The organism is Exiguobacterium sp. s132 (assembly GCF_018617235.1).
In the GTDB taxonomy this organism is placed as follows: Bacteria; Bacillota; Bacilli; order Exiguobacteriales; family Exiguobacteriaceae; genus Exiguobacterium; species Exiguobacterium profundum.
Genome location: NZ_JACSJU010000001.1, coordinates 511,786 through 532,482 on the forward strand (window position 1 = coordinate 511,786; position 20,697 = coordinate 532,482).

A 20,697-nucleotide genomic window follows, 5' to 3' on the forward strand; every position below is an offset into this window, starting at 1 on the left:
ATTGATGGAACAGAAATGGGTAGTCTTTTCACTTGAAGAAAATACGTATGGGATCGACGTACAGTCGGTCCGTTCAATCGAGCGACTTCAGCCGATCACACGAGTGCCGAACGCACCGTCACATGTGAAAGGGGTCATCAACCTTCGTGGTGTCGTCACGCCGGTCATCGACCTTCGCTTGCGACTCGGCTACGAAGAAATCGAACCAACGGATGAAACGCGCATCCTGATCGCCTCGTTGAATCAAGGAGATGCCGGATTTATCGTCGACCGTGCGAATGAGGTCGTGGAAAGCGACGAAGTACGAATCGAACCGATTCCGGAATCGAGCCGCGATATGCTCTCGGCACATCTGACAGCCATCGCAAAAGGAGAAGATAAACTCTTCTCTTTACTCGATGCGAATGCGTTGTTTGAGGAACAGTATGCTGAGTGAGTTTGAACAAGACCTGTTAAAGGAACTGGGAAATATAGGGTCTGGACATGCGGCGACTGCCTTGTCGGCAATGCTTTCGAAACCGGTGAACATTACCGTGTCTTCTGCCGAAATGGAACCGATCACCTATTTACCAGAGCGAGTCGGCGGTCCGGAACGACATGTTGCCTCGGTCTTGTTGGAATTAGATGGTGATATTCGTGGAATGATCCTCATTTTGTTCGCCGTGGAAGATGCCGAGCAAATGGTTTCGACCTTGATTGGGATGCCATATTCATTTGATTCTTTTGATGAGCTCGGCCAATCGGCTTGGGAAGAGGTCGGGAATATTATGAGCGGTGCTTATGCGCGAGCGCTAGGTGACTGGTTACAGACACCGATTATGATTCAAGTGCCGGCAACGGCCATCGATATGGCAGGTTCGATTGTTGAATTTGTCGTCACGTCTGTACAACCTGAGGAAGACGCGGCGCTCTATATCGACACGACATTTATGATTGATCAAAAAGTAAGTGCAGGACATGTGTTGTTCCTACCAACACATGGGTCGCTCAAACGGATTCAAGAACGGTTGCTTGGCAATGGCTGATGTATTAAAAATCGGCATTGCCGAATGGAAGCAGACGACCGCACCAAATCGGTTACGTACAGCCGGACTCGGGTCATGTGTGGGTGTCATTTTATATGACACCCGCCTCCAATTGGCAGCGATGGCACATGTCATGTTGCCGGACTCGACGATTGCTCGTAAGAACCAGACGATTGAAGTAGGAAAATACGCAGATACAGCCATTGATACACTCGTGCATTCATTGAAACGAGAAGGGGCCACGCGGCTTCAAGCAAAGATGGCAGGCGGCGCTCAGATGTTTCAGTTTAAATATGAGAACGAGGCGATGCGAATCGGTGAGCGAAACGCCGAGGCCATCCGCCAAGCATTAAAAGTCCATCGTATTCCGCTCGTGGCAGAAGATTGTGGCGGACATAACGGGCGGACAATCGAGTTTGATGTCGCAACATCTGTCTTATCGATTCGGACGGTGAGCGTGGGTACGAAAGAACTATAAGGGGGGATCGACATGACGACTCATCTTACACAGTTGTGGGATCGCTGGAATATGGACCGTGATATGGATACAGCAAACGAATTACTAGCACATTACGAGTTTCTCATCCACTACCACGTACAACGGATGATCGTGACGCTTCCAAAGAGCGTCGAACGCGACGAATTGAAAAGTTTGGGTTACATGGGATTGTACGATGCCCTTATGAAATATGATCCAGAGCACAATAATAAATTTGATACGTATGCTGCGTTTCGGATTCGTGGAGCCATTATCGACGGTTTACGAAAAGTGGATTGGTTACCTCGGTCGGTTCGAGAAAAAGTGAAAAAAATCGATCAGGTGGCAGAACAGCTTGAACAGTCGTTACATCGTGCTCCAACGAAGAGCGAGTTAGCTTCGGCATGCGACTTACCGATTGCAGAAATCGAACGAACGATGGCGGAAGGGTACTTTGCCAATATGTTGTCGATTGATGAGGCCGTGACGTTGCAAGAAGAAGGAAAAGTCATGTCTGTCACGTATTTCGACCCGGATTCTGAAAAGCCAGAAGATACGTTGTTGCAACGCGAATTGATTGATGTGCTGGCAGCAGAAGTCGACCATTTATCCGAAAAAGAACGACTCGTCGTCTCTTTGTTTTACTTTGACGAACTGACGTTGACGGAGATTGGGGAAGTGCTCGAACTGTCAACATCACGGATTTCGCAAATTCATTCCAAAGCGTTGAAGACATTAAAACACGCGCTCGGTCGGTCCTATTTAGAAGAAAAGACATCGTAAGGAGATGAACAAGTGTATATTGTATATGTGATCACAGCTTGTTTGGTTGCTTACGGTTTTTTATTCGGCTACCGACAAGTCCAAGCGCTTCAGGAACGAGTCGAACGGCTCGAACGAGAGAAGCAAGAGACCGAAACGTTGCTTCTTTCATTCATGGAGTCGATGAACGACCTCGTTGTTCAAGAACCCGTTGAACGTTCGAACGTGGTTCAACAGGAAGAAGCTTCATCGCTCCCTGTCAATGAGTCCGTTCAAACGGTCGTAGAGGCGACAGAAGAGACGACCCCGTCCGCGTCAATCGACGTGGACGATGTCTTGTTGCGACATTCCGTGCGGGACGCTGCCCGTATCCTCGGAAAAGGCGAGGGCGAGCTTGCGCTTTATGCGAAACTTCGTAAAAAGTGAGAGTTGCCGGATTTCGTGACATATGCTATAGTAATTCTCGGTGTTAAACACATCACACACGTCTCGGGATGATATTCCTCGGTGCCGAAAGGTCGGAATACAACAATGAACGAGGCGGAGGACTTTTTTAAACCACAAGGAGGAAATTTATCATGGCAGTAATTTCAATGAAGCAATTGCTTGAAGCTGGTGTACACTTCGGTCACCAAACACGCCGTTGGAACCCAAAAATGGCGAAATACATCTTCACAGAGCGTAACGGGATCTACATCATCGACCTTCAAAAGACGGTCAAAAAAGTAGACGAAGCTTACAACTTTGTTCGTGAACTCGCGGCAGAAGGCGGAAACGTCCTCTTCGTTGGTACGAAAAAACAAGCTCAAGATACAATCAAAGAGGAAGCAATCCGTTCTGGAATGTTCTTCATTAACGAGCGTTGGTTGGGTGGAACACTCACTAACTTCTCAACAATCAAAAAGCGTATCAACCGCTTGAAGCAACTCGAAAAAATGGAAGAAGACGGCACGTTCGAAGTACTTCCTAAGAAAGAAGTCATCATCTTGAAGAAAGAAATGACTCGTCTTGAGAAGTTCCTCGGCGGAATCAAGGATATGCCTGGTGTGCCTGACGCCCTCTTCATCGTTGACCCACGTAAAGAGCGTATCGCAATCGCGGAAGCTCACAAATTGAACATCCCAATCGTTGCGATTGTCGACACAAACTGTGACCCAGACGAAATCGACTACGTAATCCCAGCGAACGACGATGCAATTCGTGCAGTTAAATTGCTCACTTCTAAGATGGCAGATGCAATCATCGAAGCGAAGCAAGGTGAAGAAGAAGTTGCTGAAGAAGCTGTAGCGACAGAAGCTGAAGCTACAGAAGCTGAGTAATCAGTGAGACAATAGGTGATAAAGGGAAAGCCTTTTATCACCTTTTTTTAGGACATGTAATCAAAAAGCCCTGTGCTTTTTCTTAAAATTCGTTAGTTTTACAAGGAGGAATTTCCGATGGCAGTTACAGCAGCAATGGTAAAAGAACTTCGTGAAAAAACAGGAGCAGGAATGCTTGATTGCAAAAAAGCACTCGTTGAAACAGACGGTGACATGCAAGCAGCAATCGACTTCCTTCGCGAAAAAGGAATCGCTAAAGCAGCAGCAAAAGGTGATCGTATCGCCGCTGAAGGTTTGACAGCAGTAGCAGTTGAAGGCAACAAAGCTGTGCTCGTCGAAATCAACTCAGAAACAGACTTCGTTGCGAAGAACGAGAAGTTCCAAACACTCGTAAACAACGTAGCAAAAGCAGTACTCGCATCAGGCGCAACAACTGCAGAAGCTGCACTCGCGGCTGAGTACGAAGCAGGTAAAACACTTGAAACGTACATTCAAGAAGAAGCTTCGACAATCGGAGAGAAAATCTCACTCCGTCGTGTAGCTGTTCTTGAAAAAGCTGACGATGCAGTATTCGGTACGTACCTCCACATGGGTGGTCGCATCGGGTCAGTCGTTGTAATCGACGGCACATCTGACGAAACAGTTGCTAAAGACGTTGCAATGCACGTTGCTGCAGCACGTCCACTTTACGCGACACGCGATGAAGTATCAGCTGAAGAAATCGACCGCGAGAAGAAAGTCTTGACTGAGCAAGCACTTAACGAAGGCAAGCCTGCTAACATCGTTGAGAAGATGATTGCTGGTCGTATGAACAAGTACTTCGAGGAAATCTGCCTCGTTGACCAAACGTTCGTAAAAGACAGCGACTTCAAAGTTGGTAAGTACGTAGAATCAAAAGGCGGAAAAATCAACTCGTTCGTACGCTTCGAAGTAGGAGAAGGTATGGAGAAACGTGAAGAGAACTTTGCTGAAGAAGTTATGAACCAACTTAAAAAATAATCTGTGTCACAATCAGTGATGCAACTAAAAATGGGAACACGTCTGTATAACCTTGAGTTAGTTCGTTAAGGGAGCGTGTTCCCTTTTTTCAAGCAAGAGGAGGCAAAGTTATGGAACCGAAATATAAACGAATTGTGTTAAAATTGAGTGGAGAAGCGCTCGCTGGAGATCAAGGTTACGGGATCGACCCTAACATTGTAAACTCAATCTCAAGTCAAATTAAAGAATTGATCGAGATGGGTGTAGAAGTCGCCGTTGTTGTAGGTGCCGGAAACATTTGGCGTGGAAAGACGGGTAGTGAACTCGGGATGGATCGGGCAAACGCAGATTACATGGGTATGCTCGCAACTGTATTGAACTCACTTGCTCTTCAAGATAGCCTTGAAACGTACGGTGTCCAAACGCGCGTCCAAACATCAATTGAAATGCGACAAGTTGCTGAACCATACATTCGTCGTCGCGCAATGCGTCATCTTGAAAAAGGACGCGTCGTTATCTTTGCGGCCGGCACAGGAAACCCATATTTCTCAACGGACACGACAGCTGCTCTCCGTGCGGCTGAAATCGAAGCTGATGTCATCTTAATGGGTAAAAACAATGTGGACGGCGTCTATTCAGCTGATCCGAAATTGGACGCGACGGCAGTGAAGTACGATACGTTGTCTTATCTTGACGTCTTAAAGGATGGACTTCAAGTCATGGACTCGACAGCAACGTCACTTTGTATGGACAACCACATTCCATTGATTGTATTCTCATTGCTTGAAGAAGGTAACATTAAACGTGTCGTTCTCGGGGAACATATCGGGACGGTAGTAGGAGGAGTCAATTCATGAGTGTCAAAGAAGTATTGAAAACAGCTGAAGAAAAAATGGAAAAAGCGCATTCTTCACTTAAACGTGATTTTGGAACGCTTCGCACTGGCCGTGCCAGCGCATCGATTTTGGATCCTGTCCAAGTTGATTACTATGGTGTCCCAACACCACTCAATCAAGTGGCAAACATCAATACACCAGAAGCGCGCCTACTTTTGATTCAACCATGGGATAAGTCAATGGTTTCTGAAGTAGAGAAAGCGATTCAAAAGGCAGACCTCGGCTTGTCTCCATCATCTGACGGTACGGTCATTCGTTTGGCGATTCCTGCATTGACGGAAGAACGTCGTAAAGAATTAGTTAAAGTCACGAAAAAATACGCAGAAGAAGCGAAAGTTGCTGTCCGTAACGTTCGTCGTGACGCAAATGAAAACTTGAAGAAACTCGAGAAAGATGGCGAGTTAACAGAAGACGATCTCCGCGGATATGCAGATGACGTTCAAACGTTGACGGATTCGTATATCAAGAAGATTGATGAATCTGCAGCAATTAAAGAAAAAGAAATCATGGAAGTGTAATCACGGAAGTGGTATACCAAAAAGCTGTGTGGGGACCCTTTTTCTGAGAGGGTCCTTCTTTCATACAATCAGGAGGATGACAGAATGTTTAAATGGGTGAATCCTAAAACGAAAATCGAGGCGGAGTTAAGTGTTCCTGAGCACGTAGCCATCATTATGGATGGAAATGGACGCTGGGCCAAAAAACGTGGTCTCCCTCGCATCATGGGTCACCGGGAAGGGATGAAGTCCATCCGGGAAGCGGTACGAACAGCACAAGAACTCGGGATTCGGTCTCTGACGCTTTATGCGTTCTCTACAGAGAATTGGACTCGTCCGGAAGAGGAAGTCTCATTCTTGATGAAACTACCGAAACAGTTTTTGGAGACCGATTTGAAAGAACTCCACGAACAGAATGTACGAGTGCTCGTTGCGGGAGATACGTCGAAACTCCCACGAGAGACACGAGAAGCCGTTAACGAGGCGAGAGAACGGACCGTTGCGAACACAGGGTTGAATCTTGTCTTCGCACTCAACTACGGGGGACGGGATGAGCTCGTTCAAGCGATGCGCAGCATTGCAGGAGACGTTCAGTCCGGTTTGGTTCAGGCAGACGATATCGATGACCGTATGATTGGTGAACGACTCATGACACACGTTCAAGACGTGGATCTCGTTATTCGGACGAGCGGGGAACAACGACTCTCTAACTTTTTATTATGGCAAAGCGCATATGCTGAACTTCATTTCACAGAAGTATTGTGGCCGGAATTTAAGCGTGAGCATTTTGTAGAAGCGATTGAATCATACAACGCGCGCACGCGACGTTTTGGTGGGGTGTAACATGAAGACACGTATTATTACAGGACTATGGGCAGGAGCCATCTTCATCACGGTAATTGCGCTTGGAGGAAATGCATTTGTTTCATTGATGGGGATTTTAGCACTCATCGGATTGAGTGAATTCACGTTGATGCGACAGCATAAGCTGTTGGCGTTTCCGTTCTTGGTGACAGCGCTCCTCGTGGCGTTCCCATTCCTCTTATTATTGATTGAGAATCAGGTTGTCACGGATGAACTTCCGTTCTCGATTGAACAATGGCTCGTCTTAGGGCTCGTGCTGTTGCTGTTTTGGACAGTGGTCACGAAAAATCGGTTCACGTATGAAGACGCTAGTTTTTACTTCGTCTCAGCGGTCTATTTGGTCGTCGGTTTCTCTAGTTTTGCGTTAGTCCGGCTCTCTGAGGACGGTCTATCGAAAGTGTTGCTGATCTTGTTTATGATTTGGGCGACGGACTCGGGAGCATATTTTACCGGAAAGGCATTCGGGAAAGCCAAATTATGGCCATCGATTAGTCCGAACAAGACGATTGAAGGGGCGATTGGGGGCATTGTGTCTGCGATTGTACTCGGTATCATCTTCGTCTGGATTGATCCGATCTTGCCGATAATTGAGGTCGTCATTTTAGCGATTGTCGTGGCGGTAGTCGGACAGCTCGGAGATTTGGTGCAGTCTGCTTATAAGCGCCAGTATGGAGTCAAAGATTCGGGTCACCTGTTACCAGGACATGGTGGCATTTTAGACCGGTTTGATAGTATGATTGCGGTCTTTACCGTCATTTGGGTGTTTAATCTGCTTTAAAAAGGAGTGTCGAAATGAAGCGAATTAGCTTAATTGGTGGGACTGGTTCGATTGGCGTTCAAACTTGTGACGTCATCGAACAGCACCCCGACCTGTTTGAACTTGAGGCGTATGCGTTCGGAACGAACGTCGATGTCGCCACGGAATGGATCAATCGACTTAGACCAAAATATGTGTCGGCAACGAGTATCGAAGTACTCGAACAGTTGAAGCCACGTCTTACATATGAACCTCTCTATTTTATTGGACCGGAGGGGCTGAAAGAGTGTGCGACGGCAGAACGGGCTGACATCGTCGTGACGGCAGTCGTTGGAGCAGTTGGACTCGAACCGACGCTTGCGGCGATTCAAGCAGGGAAAGATATTGCACTCGCCAACAAGGAAACACTCGTTACCGCAGGACATCTTGTCAAAGCGGCCGTGAAAGAACATGGGGTCAACCTATTGCCTGTCGACAGTGAACACTCCGCGATTTATCAATGTTTGAACGGGGAACGAAGAGAAGATGTATCAAAGATTATTCTAACGGCTTCAGGCGGTAGTTTCCGTGATCGTTCACGTGATGAGCTGGCTGATGTGACTGTTGAAGACGCACTGAATCATCCGAACTGGTCAATGGGAGCAAAAATCACAATCGATTCGGCGACGATGTTCAACAAAGGCTTGGAAGTCATCGAGGCACACTGGCTGTTCGATATCGATTATAATGATATTGAAGTCATCTTGCATCGTGAATCGATTATTCATTCGATGGTCGAATTTAAAGATGCTGCCGTGATGGCCCAGCTTGGAAACCCGGATATGCGTGGTCCGATCCTTTATGCGCTATCGGGACCGAAGCGGCTTGAAATCGAGGGGAATAAGCGGTTAAACTTGAAGGAAATCGGAAAGCTGCATTTTGAAGAGGCTGATTTCAATCGTTACCCGGCACTCCGGTTAGCGTTCGAAGCAGGAAGAGCCGGTGGTTCCATGCCGACCGTCTTGAATGCAGCCAATGAAGTGGCAGTGGACCTATTCTTGAACGGTCAGATCACGTTTTTAGAGATTGAACGACTCGTCGAAGAAGCGATGGCTCGACATGAGGTCATTGCCGAGCCGACGCTCGCACAAATTCTAGAAGTTGACCGAGCAGTACGTCAACAGATTCAGCAAGGAATTGAAGGTGGGGAATAAATCATGACGACTTTTATCGCCATCGTTTTGATGTTTGGCGTTCTCATTTCGGTACACGAATGGGGACACCTCGTCATGGCGAAACGGGCAGGCATTCTCTGTCACGAGTTTGCAATCGGATTCGGTCCAAAAATTGTTTCATTCCGTAAAAATGAAACGCTCTATACCATTCGTCTTTTACCAATCGGTGGCTACGTCAAAATGGCCGGAGAAGATTTTGAACCGATTGAAGTCCGAGCGGGTCAGCATGTCGGACTTCGTCTCACTGAACAGGGGACGGTCGATCGTGTCTACTTCCAACCGGACACGGCTAAAGATGTCCATGTCGTCGGAACCGTCGATAAGTTCGATTCGACACATGAGTTGAAAGTTCAACTTCTCATCGATGAGGAAGTGCGGGTCTATTCATTAGAGCGAGACACACTCCTTGTCGACCAAGGGATGGAAATTCAAATTGCACCGTATGATCGAACGTTTGGGGCCCAGTCGGTTTGGAAGCGTGTCTTGGCCATCGCAGCCGGTCCGGCGATGAACTTTGTCTTGGCGTTCATCTTGCTCATTATTGTTGGGCTCGTTCAAGGAACCCCAACGAACGATGGTCAAATCGGTACGGTTCAACCGGATTCAGCCGCTGATGAGGCTGGTTTGATGAGTGGGGATGAAATCGTCTCGATTGAAGGCGAGCCGATTACCGATTGGCTCGACTTGCGATCTGCTTTAGAAGACCGCGCGGACACCCCTACGGAAGTCACGTATGTCCGTGATGGAGAGGAAGCAACTGTCACCCTTACACCACAAGCAGTCGAACAAAACGGAGAGACGGTCGGGATTCTTGGTGTCACGAACGCGCTCGAACGATCACCGGTCAAAGCCGTGACGACGGGGGCGGAAACGACATGGACGATGTCGACGCTGATTTTCTCTGCGGTCGGTGATTTGGTGACAGGACAAGTCGGTGTCGATCAACTAGCAGGTCCGGTCGGGATTGTACGGATGACAGATGAAGTAGCGGCGAGCGGTTTGATCATGCTGTTGAATTGGACAGCGCTTCTCTCCGTCAACCTTGCCATCTTCAACTTGCTCCCATTGCCAGCGTTAGACGGAGGACGTTTGATTTTCCTCTTGTTCGAAGCGGTACGCGGACGTCCAATCGATCCGAAAAAGGAAGGATTCGTCCACTTTATCGGATTCGCACTCTTGATGATTTTAATGTTGATTGTCACTTGGAACGACATTCAATCATTCTTTAAATAAGCTGTTTGTAGAGAAGGGAAACGTTGAACTGTATGAAACAATCTAGATTGCTCATGCCTACATTGAGAGAAGTGCCGGCTGACGCGGAAGCGGTCAGCCATCAACTCCTCGTCCGTGGAGGATTCATCCGTCAAAATGCGGCAGGAATTTATTCTTATCTTCCACTCGGACATAAAGTGTTACACAACATCCAAACGATCATCCGCGAAGAGATGAATCGTGCCGGAGCTCAAGAGCTATTGATGCCTGCCATCCAACCGGCAGAACTTTGGGAAGAGACAGGACGATGGGGCATTTACGGTCCTGAGTTGATGCGCTTGACGGACCGTCATGACCGTCGCTTCGCACTCGGTGCGACACACGAAGAATTGATTACATCGATCGTCCGAGATGAGCTCAACTCGTATAAAAAACTTCCGATGAACTTGTACCAGATTCAAACGAAGTATCGTGATGAGCGTCGACCACGTTTTGGATTGCTGCGCGGACGCGAATTCTTGATGAAAGACGCCTATTCATTCCACGCGACACAAGAAGACTTAGATGAAGAATATACAAACATGTATAATGCCTACTCACGTATCTTCGACCGTACAGGACTGAAGTATCGTCCGGTCGTCGCAGACTCTGGGGCAATCGGCGGGAAAGACACGCATGAATTCCAAGCGCTTGCGGATATTGGTGAAGATACAATTGTCTACACGGACACGTCGAACTATGCGGCGAATATCGAGATGGCCGAAACGCTCGACCGTTATGAGATGCAACAAGCTGACGTTCGTCCCCTCGAAAAAGTGAACACGGAAGAAAATCGTACGATTGAGGACGTGGCGGCATTCTTGAATGTGGACCCGAAGACGACAATCAAATCTGTCTTGTTTAACGTGGATGGCGAAACCGTCATGGCAATCGTTCGTGGCGACCACGAAGCGAATGAAGTCAAAGTGAAGAACGCACTCGGTGGACTCGACATTCAACTTGAAGAAGAAGCGAAAATCGTTGAGTTGTTCAACTGTGCACCAGGTACACTCGGACCGATTAACGCTCCAGTCAAAGTCGTTGCCGACTATGCGGTCAAATACTTAGTGGATGCTGTCTGTGGTGCTAACGAGGCGAACACACACTACACGGGTGTAAATGCTGCGCGCGACCTTGCCGAGATGACATACCACGATTTACGTTTCGTTGTCGAAGGCGATTTGGCACCGGATGAGTCCGGTCCGGTTCGTTTTGCTCGTGGGATTGAAGTGGGACAAGTATTTAAACTCGGAACACGATATTCAGAAGCGATGGGTGCGACATTCCTCAACGAAGAGGGTCGTGCCGAACCACTCATCATGGGTTGCTACGGCATTGGGGTGTCACGCACACTTTCAGCCATCGTCGAACAACATCACGACGACCGTGGAATCATTTGGCCACGTAACGTAGCGCCGTTCGATCTCCATTTGATTGCAATCAACGCAAAAGATGAGACGCAAGTCGAGTTGGCGAACCGTCTTTATGAAGAGCTCGGTCAAACATACGATATCTTGTTCGACGACCGGAAAGAACGTGCGGGCGTCAAGTTTGCCGATGCAGATTTGATCGGACTCCCGATTCGCGTGAACGTCGGGAAAAAAGCTGGCGAAGGCATCGTTGAAGTGAAAGTACGTGCAACAGGTGAAGTGATTGAAACATCAATCGATGAATTGAAAGAAGTCATCGCTTCAAAATTTAGCGAAGTTCATTAATGGATGAAGGTGACAGCGGAAGCGGTCACCTTCATTTGTCGAATTGGCATAAAGGGGGAAAGACGGACCCGTGGAAGCAAATCAAAAGATGCAATTATTATTAAGTGACCTTGGGATCACGACCGAGACGGACCTGTTTGATCAGGCCGAACTCTCACGACTCGTCGTCAATAAGAAGCGACGGACGTGGACGTTCTATTTTTCATTTCCAGCAGTATTGCCATACGACGTGCATCAATTGTTCATGAGTCGACTAGAAAGCCGTTATGCAACGTTTGCGGATGAGGTGTACGCTCGGTTCTCGACAGTAGCGGGTGGGAGCGAGCAAGACTATATCGACTATTGGCCACGAATCGTCAGCGAGTTGAGCCAAGTATCTGGCGCGATGCGCAGTTATTTCGGCTCCGTTTCGCCACGATTCGAGCAGAACAAACTTATGATTCCGGTGCGTTCCGCACCTGAGGCGAGTTATGTGGACAAAGAGCTCTGTCAAGAAGTACAGGCGCTCTATAGTGCCTATGGGTTCACAAAAAAACCGTGTCAGGCTCAATTTTCGGAAGACGCTGAGGCAAATCAAGCCCTTCGCGAACAGGTCGTTCAAGAAGATATCGAACAAGCGAAAATGGCACTGGCTGCCCAATTCGCCAAGGCAACAGAAACGAACGACGAACCGATTACAGAAATCCGGATGGGTGCGCTCATTAAAGATGAGATTGTCCCAATCAAGACGATTATCGAGGAAGAACGACGTGTCGCGATTCGTGGACTCGTCTTCTCAGCAGAGCGCAAAGAGTTGAAGAGTGGTAAGAAACTATTCACGTTCAAGATGACGGATTACACAGACTCATTGATTGTGAAGGTATTTGCACGCGATGACGATGACGACCGTATGCTTAGTGCCGTCAAAAAAGGGATGTGGATTCAAACGGCCGGTCGGGTCGAAGATGATTCGTTCATGCGCGAACTATGTATGATGGCATCTCAACTTCAAGAAGTGAAAGTAGAACCACCACGTGACGAATGGGAAGGTGAGAAACGCGTCGAACTTCACGCGCATACACAGATGAGCCAAATGGATGCCGTCACAAATGTCTCGTCGCTCGTCGCTCGTGCCGCAAAATGGGGACACCGTGCCATTGCCATTACCGACCATGCTGGAGTTCAGGCGTTCCCGGAAGCCTATTACGCCGGGAAGAAAAATGATATCAAAGTGTTATACGGAGTCGAGGCGAACGTCGTCAACGATGGTGTCCCTGTCGCTTATCATGCGACCGATGTGGCATTGGATGATGCGACATACGTCGTCTTCGACGTCGAGACAACGGGACTTTCTGCCGTCTACAATAAAATCATCGAACTCGCTGGGGTTAAAATCAAGGACGGAGAAATCATTGACCGGTTTGAAGCGTTCGCCGACCCGAAACATGCCTTGTCAGCGACCACCATCGAATTGACAGGGATCACGGATGACATGGTCCAAGGTCAACCGGACCCGGAAGTGATCACGAAACAGTTCGTCGAGTGGTGTGGCGACAGCATTCTCGTTGCCCATAACGCGTCATTCGACATGGGCTTCCTCGAGGCGACACTCCGTAGTGGTGGGCATGAACCGGACGATTACCCGGTCATCGACACGCTCGAACTTGCTCGAACGCTGATGCCGACGTTGAAGAATCATCGACTCAATACACTCGCGAAGCGATTCGATATCGAACTGACACAACATCACCGTGCCATTTACGATGCGGAAGCAACGGCGTATTTGCTCATGAAGTTACTCGATCTCGCTAAGCAGATGTTCGAAATGACGACACATCGCTCGTTGAACGCGAAAGTCGGCAGTGACGTGTCGAAGATTCGTCCGTTCCATGCGACCATCTACGCGAAAAACAAAAAGCCAGGACTTCGTCATTTATACGAGCTCATCTCCTTATCTCACATCGATTACTTGTATCGGATGGCACGCATGCCACGTTCCGAGCTTGTGAAACGGCGAGAAGGATTATTGATTGGTTCGGCTTGTGATAACGGGGAGATTTTTGACGCCGCCTTGAACAAGTCGGATGATGAACTCGAGAAGATGATGTCATTTTATGACTTTATCGAGATTCATCCCCCGGCACTCTACCACCATTTGATTGATAAAGAGATTGTGACGAATGAATTAGAACTCCGCGAAATCATTAAGCGCATCATTCGTGTCGCCGAGAAGGCCGAGTTACCGGTTTGTGCGACAGGGAATGTGCACTATCTAGATCGGTCGGACCGGTCTTATCGCGAAATCTTGATTCGTACACAAGGTGGGGCAAACTTCATCAATACGCGTAAGGAATTACCACATGCGCACTTCCGGACGACAAAAGAAATGATGGAAGAGTTCAAGTTTTTAGGTGACGATTTAGCGCGTGAAATCGTCATCACGAATCCGAATGCAATCGCCGATCAGATTGAGTCGATTCAAATCATCCCGGATGATTTGTACACACCTAAAATTGAAGGGGCAGATGATGAGGTTCGGAATATGAGCTACGACATGGCTCGCTCCATCTATGGAGACGAGTTGCCTGAAATCGTGGAGGCGCGTCTTGAGAAAGAGCTCAAATCGATTATCGGTCACGGGTTCGCCGTCATTTATTTGATTTCGCATAAACTCGTTAAAAAATCACTCGATGATGGATATCTGGTCGGTTCGCGGGGGTCGGTCGGGTCGAGTCTCGTCGCAACGATGACGGAAATCACCGAAGTCAACCCGCTACCGCCTCACTACGTCTGTCCGAACTGTCAGCACTCACATTTCTTTAATGATGGATCGGTCGGTTCGGGGTATGACTTGCCAGACAAGGAGTGTCCGGAGTGCGGCACGTGGTACAAAAAAGACGGTCATGATATTCCGTTCGAGACATTCCTTGGTTTCAAAGGGGACAAAGTACCGGATATCGACTTGAACTTCTCAGGTGAATATCAACCGCATGCCCACGCCTATACAAAAGTACTGTTCGGAGAAGAATACGTCTATCGTGCCGGGACAATCGGAACGATTGCCGACAAAACGGCTTATGGATACGTGAAAGGCTATGCGACCGAGAACGATAAGATTTATCGGAACGCCGAAGTCGACCGTCTCGTTTCTGGGGTCACCGGTGTAAAAAGGACGACGGGGCAACACCCAGGGGGTATCATCGTCGTACCGGACTATATGGACATCGCGGATATCTCCCCGATTCAATATCCGGCGGATGACAATTCGTCTGAATGGAAGACGACTCACTTCGACTTCCACTCCATCCATGACAACTTATTGAAACTTGATATTCTCGGGCATGATGACCCGACCGTCATCCGGATGTTACAGGATTTGTCTGGTATCGATCCAAAGACGATTCCGACAGATGACCCGACAGTCATGAAGATTTTTTCTTCACCAGAAGTGCTTGGGGTGACACCAGAACAGATTGAATCGAAAACCGGGACGCTCGGGATTCCAGAATTCGGGACGAAATTCGTTCGTCAGATGCTTGAAGAGACAAAACCTTCGACGTTCTCGGAGCTCGTTCAAATTTCCGGTCTATCCCACGGAACAGACGTCTGGCTCGGGAACGCGAACGAATTGATTTATAACGGGACGTGCGAACTGAAGGATGTGATTGGTTGTCGAGATGACATCATGGTCTATCTGATTTACGCGGGCCTCGAACCGTCATTCGCCTTTAAAATCATGGAATCCGTCCGGAAAGGGAAAGGGCTTACGGAAGAGATGGAGTCCGAGATGCGAGAGAATGACGTGCCGGAATGGTATATCTCGTCTTGTAAGAAAATCAAGTACATGTTCCCGAAAGCACACGCGACTGCCTACGTGTTAATGGCGGTCCGGATTGCATACTTTAAAGTACATCATCCGATTCTGTACTACGCGACGTACTTTACCGTTCGAGCGGGAGATTTTGACTTATCCGCGATGATCAAAGGTCCCCAGGCCGTTCGTAAGGCGATGTCGGATATTCGAGAAAAAGGGTTCGATGCGACAGCGAAGGATAAAGGGCTACACACGGTCCTCGAACTTGCGCTCGAAATGCTCGAGCGGGGAATGAAGTTCCAAAACATCGACTTGTATCGGTCGAGTGCGACAGAGTTCTTGATTGAAGACAATACGCTGATTCCACCTTTCAACGCGGTCGATGGACTGGGAACGAATGCGGCAAAAGCGATTGTCGAAGCAAGGGAAGAAGGACAGTTCCTTTCGAAAGAAGATTTGCGGAAACGTGCGAAACTTTCGAAAACGGTCATCGAGACACTCGATACGATGAAATGTCTCGAAGGTCTGCCTGATGAGAACCAACTCTCATTCTTTGATTTTGGGGTGTAAGTTGCGATTTATCGGGAAAATATGATATATTAGTATCGAACAAAGTTGGATACTACGACGGAAAGGAGTAGGGAACCCTACTCCTTTCTTGTATGTAAAAGCCAGAAGGAGGGATGAGAGTGTCCAAAATAACAGAAGTCGTTGAATCGATTGCGTTGCCGATCGTAGAACGAGAAAACATGGAATTGGTCGATGTGGAATTTGTTAAGGAAGGTCCAGACTGGTTCTTGCGCGTCTATATCGATAAGCCGGGGGGCGTCGATTTGGACGATTGCGTCAATATCAATGAACAGCTCTCGGAAAAACTAAACGAAACCGATCCGATTGAACAGGCTTATTATCTTGATGTCTCGAGTCCTGGTGCGGAGCGTCCGCTGAAAAAGCCGAGCGATTTTGAACGTGCGGTAGGCAAAAATGTCTACATGAAAACGTTCGCTCCGATCGATGGTGCCAAAGAGTTTGAAGGAATTTTGACGGCATATGATGGGGAAACGGTCGTGATCGAGACACGCATCAAGACAAGAAAAAAAGCGGTATCGCTACCGGTTGACAAAATTGCACAAGCCCGCTTAGCGGTCACGTTTAGTTAAGGAGAGGGAAGAAGATGGGTCCACAATTACTCACTACAATCGATCAGATTGCCAAAGAAAAAGGAATCGACAAAAATATCATTATCGATGCACTCGAACAAGCGCTCATTTCTGCGTATCGCCGCAACGTGGCGAACCCGAACGAGCACGTGAAAGTCGAGTTTGATCAGGTGACGGGGGATATCCGTGTCTACGCTTTGTTAGAAGTCGTAGAGCGCCTCACGCAACCGGACCAACAGCTCTCACTCGAAGAAGCACATGAAATCGATCCGAACTATGAGCTCGGCGATTTCCATAAAGAAGAAGTCACACCGAGTGATTTCGGACGTGTCGCGGCGATGACGGCAAAACAAGTCGTCACACAGAAGATGCGTGAAGCGGAACGCGAACGCATCTACAACCACTTCGCTGACAAAGAAGATGAAATCATGACAGGGATCGTGGAGCGTTTTGACCCACGCAACCTTTATATCGGTCTCGAAAACAACATTGAAGCTGTATTGACACCGAATGAACAGATGCCGAACGAGTCATACCAAATTCATGATCGCATCAAAGTATACGTGACAAAAGTAGATTCAACGACGAAAGGTTCAGGTGCAGCGATTCAAGTTTCGCGTACGCATCCGGGACTTTTGCGCCGTTTGTTCGAACTCGAAGTTCCAGAGATTTCAAACGGAACAGTGGACGTGATGTCAGTATCACGCGAAGCGGGTGACCGTTCGAAAATAGCTGTACATTCGGATATCGTCGACCCAGTCGGCGCTTGTGTCGGACCGAAAGGACAACGTGTTCAAACGATCGTCGACGAATTGAACGGCGAGAAAATTGATATCGTCCGTTGGTCTGAAGACCCGAAAGAGTTCGTTCGTAACGCACTCAGCCCGGCTCAGGTCGTTGCGGTATATGTCAACGAGCCAGCAAAATCGACGACAGTCGTCGTACCGGACTATCAATTGTCACTCGCGATCGGGAAACGTGGTCAAAACGCCCGTCTCGCTGCGAAATTGACAGGATGGAAAATCGATATCAAGAGTGAAACGGATGCCGAAGCACTTGATTTGTTCGATACGTTCGCTGAAAAAGTTGAATCAGAACCAGAAATTGTTCAAAATGAAGTAGAACAAGACTTATCAGATGCTACAGTTGAAACGACTGCGGTGAAAGAAGAGGAATGACCATGAAGCAAAAGAAACTTCCTTTGCGTAAGTGTGTGGTCACACAAGAAATGCTCCCGAAAAAAGAATTGATTCGTGTCGTTCGTACGCCTGAAGGTGACGTGGTCATCGATCAGACGGGTAAAGTGAACGGTCGTGGCGCATACTTATCAAAAGATATCGAAGTCGTCCGTCAAGCAGAGAAAAAACGGACGCTCGACCATCACTTGAAAGTAAAGACGAGCGACGACTTGTATGAACAGTTGAAAGCTGTCGCAGGTGGCGAATCATGAGCCAGTGGGAATCATTGTTAGGCCTTGCTGCTCGAGCGAGGAAAGTAACGATGGGAGAAGAGTTTGTATTAAAGGATGTACGAGCGGGTCGTGCCAAGCTCGTCATTCTAGCCGGAGATGCAGGTGCCTCGACGAAAAAACGAGTCACTGACAAATGTGCGTCTTATCAAGTGCCATTGATTGAAGTGAGCGATCGCTATACAATCGGGGCTGCACTCGGTAAAGACATGCGTGTCGTCGTATCGGTGACAGAATCCGGATTTGCGAACAAGCTTAAGCAACTTCTCTCTTAACTATTAACGGAGGTGGATGCTTTGGGAAAACGCGTCTATGAATTTGCAAAAGAACAGAATGTAACGAGTAAACAAGTCATTACTCAATTAGAAAAATTGAACAAACCGGTGAAAAACCATATGGCCGTCCTCGATGAGGAAACGGTAAAACAATTGGACCGTGTGTTCAATCCTGAAAAATATCGTGCTGAAAAACAAGCGGAAGCGAAAGCGACGTCAACATCGAATGAGCCGAAGCAAGAGAAAAAAGAAGCACAATCGCCACGTCCACAAGCGGGACAACAGAACCGTGGCGGTCAAAACAATCGCGGTGGACAAAATCGTAACGACAACCGAAACAACGACCCACGCAATAAAAAACGTGGAAAAGGGAAAGGCAAAGGCAAGCCGGTAAAAGCGGCTGTGCCACAAGAAGCCGATCCAAACTCGAAGACAAGTCAGCGTAAAGCAGCACGTCTCGCGCAAGAGGCAGAGATGGGCAACGTCATCAAGTATGACGATGTACTCAGCGTGTCTGACCTTGCTTCAAAAATGAATAAAAAGCCAAATGAAATCATCATGAAGTTGATGGGTCTCGGTGTCATGGCAACCATCAACCAAACGCTTGATGATGAAACGGTTGAATTACTCGCTGCAGAATTCGGCTTTGAGGTTGAAAAAGAAGTTGTTGTCGATGAGACAGACTTTGAAACAGTTGAGATCGACTTCTCACAATATGACCTGGAAGAACGTCCAGCTGTCGTTACCATCATGGGTCACGTCGACCACGGGAAAACGACACTTCTTGACTCGATTCGTAACACGAAAGTCGTCGCAGGAGAAGCGGGCGGAATCACGCAGCACATCGGTGCTTACCAAGTTGAAGTCAACGATAAGAAAATCACATTCCTCGATACACCAGGTCACGCAGCCTTCACAACGATGCGCGCCCGCGGTGCCGAAGTGACAGATATCGCGATCATCGTCGTTGCGGCTGACGATGGCGTCATGCCACAAACAGAGGAAGCAATCTCGCACGCCAAGGCAGCGAACGTTCCAATCATCGTGGCAGTCAACAAAATGGACAAAGAAGGGGCAAACCCTGACCGTGTCAAACAAGAGTTGACAGAGTTCGGTCTCATCCCTGAAGAGTGGGGCGGCGAAACAATCTTCGTTCCGATTTCTGCCATCAAAGGCGAAGGGATCGATGAATTGCTCGAGATGATTCTCCTCGTATCTGAAGTCGAAGAATATAAATCGACACCAGACATGCCAGCTCGTGGTTCAGTCATCGAGGCGAAACTCGACAAAGGACGTGGACCGGTCGCGACACTTCTCGTTCAACACGGTACACTTCGAATCGGAGACTCAATCGTCGTCGGTAGCACATTCGGTCGTGTCCGTGCGATGGTCAACGATATCGGTCGCCGTGTGAAACAAGTCGGACCATCTACACCGATTGAAATCACTGGTTTGAACGACGTTCCACAAGCGGGTGACCAGTTCATCGTCTTCGAAGATGAGAAGAAAGCACGTGCAATCGGGGAAAAACGTTACCAACGTTACCTTGAGTCACAGCGTCGTGAGTCGGCGAAAGTAAGTCTTGATGATTTGTTCAGCCGCATTCAAGAAGGTGAAGTGAAAGACTTGAACGTCATCATCAAAGCAGACGTTCAAGGGTCAGCCGAAGCATTGGCTGGTTCACTCCGCAAGATTGATGTCGAAGGCGTCAAAGTTAACATCGTTCACCAAGGTGTCGGTGCAATCACGGAAGGTGACGTCATCCTCGCTTCAGCTGCGAATGCTGTCATCATCGGATTCAACGTCCGTCCTGATGGAAACGCACGTTCGATGGCGGAACAAGAGAACGTTGAAATGCGTCTCCACCGCATCATCTACAACGCAATCGAAGAAATCGAGAGCGCGATGAAAGGGATGCTTGACCCAGAGTTCGTGGAAGAAATCACAGGTCAAGTCGAAGTCCGTGACGTCTTCAAAGTTTCGAAAGTCGGTGCGATTGCAGGTTGTTATGTGACAGAAGGTAAAATCACACGTGACGCCGGTGTCCGTGTCATTCGTAACGGAATCGTGATTTACGAAGGTAAACTCGATACGCTTCGTCGTTTCAAAGATGACGTGAAAGAAGTTGCGACTGGTTATGAGTGTGGGATTAAAGTAGAGAAATTTGATGACATCAAAGTAGAGGATGTCATTGAAGCGTTCGTCATGAAAGAAGTCGAACGTAAATAATGTGAGGAGGGATCAC

Annotated in this window: 20 protein-coding genes; all 20 read left to right on the forward strand. The window is 48.1% G+C overall.

Translation table 11 applies throughout. From position 1 onward, the window contains the following. Positions 1–4: 4 nt before the first annotated feature. The 20 genes from KNO78_RS02630 (at position 5) to infB (ending at position 20,681) form a co-directional block, all read left to right on the forward strand. Positions 5–436, forward strand: a complete 432-nt coding sequence (locus KNO78_RS02630) for a chemotaxis protein CheW (RefSeq protein ID WP_015881410.1) — start codon at positions 5–7, stop codon at positions 434–436. Next, entirely contained in the window at positions 426–1,025 is a 600-nt protein-coding gene (locus KNO78_RS02635) for a chemotaxis protein CheC (RefSeq protein ID WP_015881411.1), read from the forward strand. Before KNO78_RS02630 ends, KNO78_RS02635 begins: the two co-directional genes overlap by 11 nt. After that, complete coding sequence (locus KNO78_RS02640; RefSeq protein ID WP_031421691.1) at positions 1,018–1,503, forward strand: chemotaxis protein CheD; 486 nt, start codon at positions 1,018–1,020, stop codon at positions 1,501–1,503. Before KNO78_RS02635 ends, KNO78_RS02640 begins: the two co-directional genes overlap by 8 nt. 12 nt (positions 1,504–1,515) lie before the next feature. After that, positions 1,516–2,286 (forward strand): FliA/WhiG family RNA polymerase sigma factor, encoded by a 771-nt coding sequence (locus tag KNO78_RS02645; RefSeq protein ID WP_159562099.1) that lies wholly within the window; start codon positions 1,516–1,518, stop codon positions 2,284–2,286. Between the two features lie 12 nt (positions 2,287–2,298). Then, entirely contained in the window at positions 2,299–2,691 is a 393-nt protein-coding gene (locus tag KNO78_RS02650) for a hypothetical protein (RefSeq protein WP_074037229.1), read from the forward strand. A 152-nt stretch (positions 2,692–2,843) separates the two neighbouring features. Then, positions 2,844–3,584 carry a 30S ribosomal protein S2 gene (gene rpsB, locus KNO78_RS02655; RefSeq protein ID WP_015881415.1) on the forward strand — a complete coding sequence of 247 codons (741 nt, stop codon included), beginning with the start codon at positions 2,844–2,846 and terminating at the stop codon, positions 3,582–3,584. 117 nt (positions 3,585–3,701) lie between these two features. Continuing rightward, positions 3,702–4,583, forward strand: coding sequence for a translation elongation factor Ts (gene tsf, locus KNO78_RS02660; RefSeq protein ID WP_078146717.1), 882 nt, complete (start codon positions 3,702–3,704; stop codon positions 4,581–4,583). A gap of 110 nt (positions 4,584–4,693) precedes the next feature. Next, positions 4,694–5,419 carry a UMP kinase gene (gene pyrH / locus KNO78_RS02665; protein ID WP_015881417.1) on the forward strand — a complete coding sequence of 242 codons (726 nt, stop codon included), beginning with the start codon at positions 4,694–4,696 and terminating at the stop codon, positions 5,417–5,419. Next, a complete protein-coding gene (gene frr / locus KNO78_RS02670; protein WP_031421698.1) occupies positions 5,416–5,976 on the forward strand; it encodes a ribosome recycling factor in 561 nt (186 codons plus the stop codon). Before pyrH ends, frr begins: the two co-directional genes overlap by 4 nt. A gap of 84 nt (positions 5,977–6,060) precedes the next feature. Next, positions 6,061–6,798 (forward strand): undecaprenyl pyrophosphate synthase, encoded by a 738-nt coding sequence (locus KNO78_RS02675; RefSeq protein ID WP_159562100.1) that lies wholly within the window; start codon positions 6,061–6,063, stop codon positions 6,796–6,798. Between the two features lies 1 nt (position 6,799). Next, on the forward strand, positions 6,800–7,597 hold the full coding sequence (locus tag KNO78_RS02680) for a phosphatidate cytidylyltransferase (protein ID WP_159562101.1): 798 nt from the start codon (positions 6,800–6,802) through the stop codon (positions 7,595–7,597). Between the two features lie 14 nt (positions 7,598–7,611). Then, complete coding sequence (dxr, locus tag KNO78_RS02685; protein ID WP_159562102.1) at positions 7,612–8,769, forward strand: 1-deoxy-D-xylulose-5-phosphate reductoisomerase; 1,158 nt, start codon at positions 7,612–7,614, stop codon at positions 8,767–8,769. 3 nt (positions 8,770–8,772) lie between these two features. Then, positions 8,773–10,023, forward strand: coding sequence for an RIP metalloprotease RseP (rseP, locus tag KNO78_RS02690; protein ID WP_214691052.1), 1,251 nt, complete (start codon positions 8,773–8,775; stop codon positions 10,021–10,023). 32 nt (positions 10,024–10,055) lie between these two features. After that, on the forward strand, positions 10,056–11,756 hold the full coding sequence (locus tag KNO78_RS02695; RefSeq protein WP_214691278.1) for a proline--tRNA ligase: 1,701 nt from the start codon (positions 10,056–10,058) through the stop codon (positions 11,754–11,756). 70 nt (positions 11,757–11,826) lie between these two features. Beyond that, on the forward strand, positions 11,827–16,119 hold the full coding sequence (locus KNO78_RS02700; protein ID WP_214691051.1) for a PolC-type DNA polymerase III: 4,293 nt from the start codon (positions 11,827–11,829) through the stop codon (positions 16,117–16,119). 113 nt (positions 16,120–16,232) lie between these two features. Then, complete coding sequence (rimP, locus tag KNO78_RS02705; protein ID WP_193343250.1) at positions 16,233–16,709, forward strand: ribosome maturation factor RimP; 477 nt, start codon at positions 16,233–16,235, stop codon at positions 16,707–16,709. Between the two features lie 14 nt (positions 16,710–16,723). Further along, complete coding sequence (gene nusA / locus KNO78_RS02710; RefSeq protein WP_074037219.1) at positions 16,724–17,887, forward strand: transcription termination factor NusA; 1,164 nt, start codon at positions 16,724–16,726, stop codon at positions 17,885–17,887. Beyond that, positions 17,884–18,159: an RNase P modulator RnpM gene (rnpM, locus tag KNO78_RS02715; protein ID WP_193343251.1), complete on the forward strand. Its 276-nt coding sequence runs from the start codon at positions 17,884–17,886 to the stop codon at positions 18,157–18,159. Before nusA ends, rnpM begins: the two co-directional genes overlap by 4 nt. Further along, a complete protein-coding gene (locus KNO78_RS02720; RefSeq protein ID WP_015881428.1) occupies positions 18,156–18,452 on the forward strand; it encodes a YlxQ family RNA-binding protein in 297 nt (98 codons plus the stop codon). Before rnpM ends, KNO78_RS02720 begins: the two co-directional genes overlap by 4 nt. A gap of 21 nt (positions 18,453–18,473) precedes the next feature. Next, on the forward strand, positions 18,474–20,681 hold the full coding sequence (gene infB, locus KNO78_RS02725; RefSeq protein WP_214691050.1) for a translation initiation factor IF-2: 2,208 nt from the start codon (positions 18,474–18,476) through the stop codon (positions 20,679–20,681). Positions 20,682–20,697 lie beyond the last annotated feature (16 nt).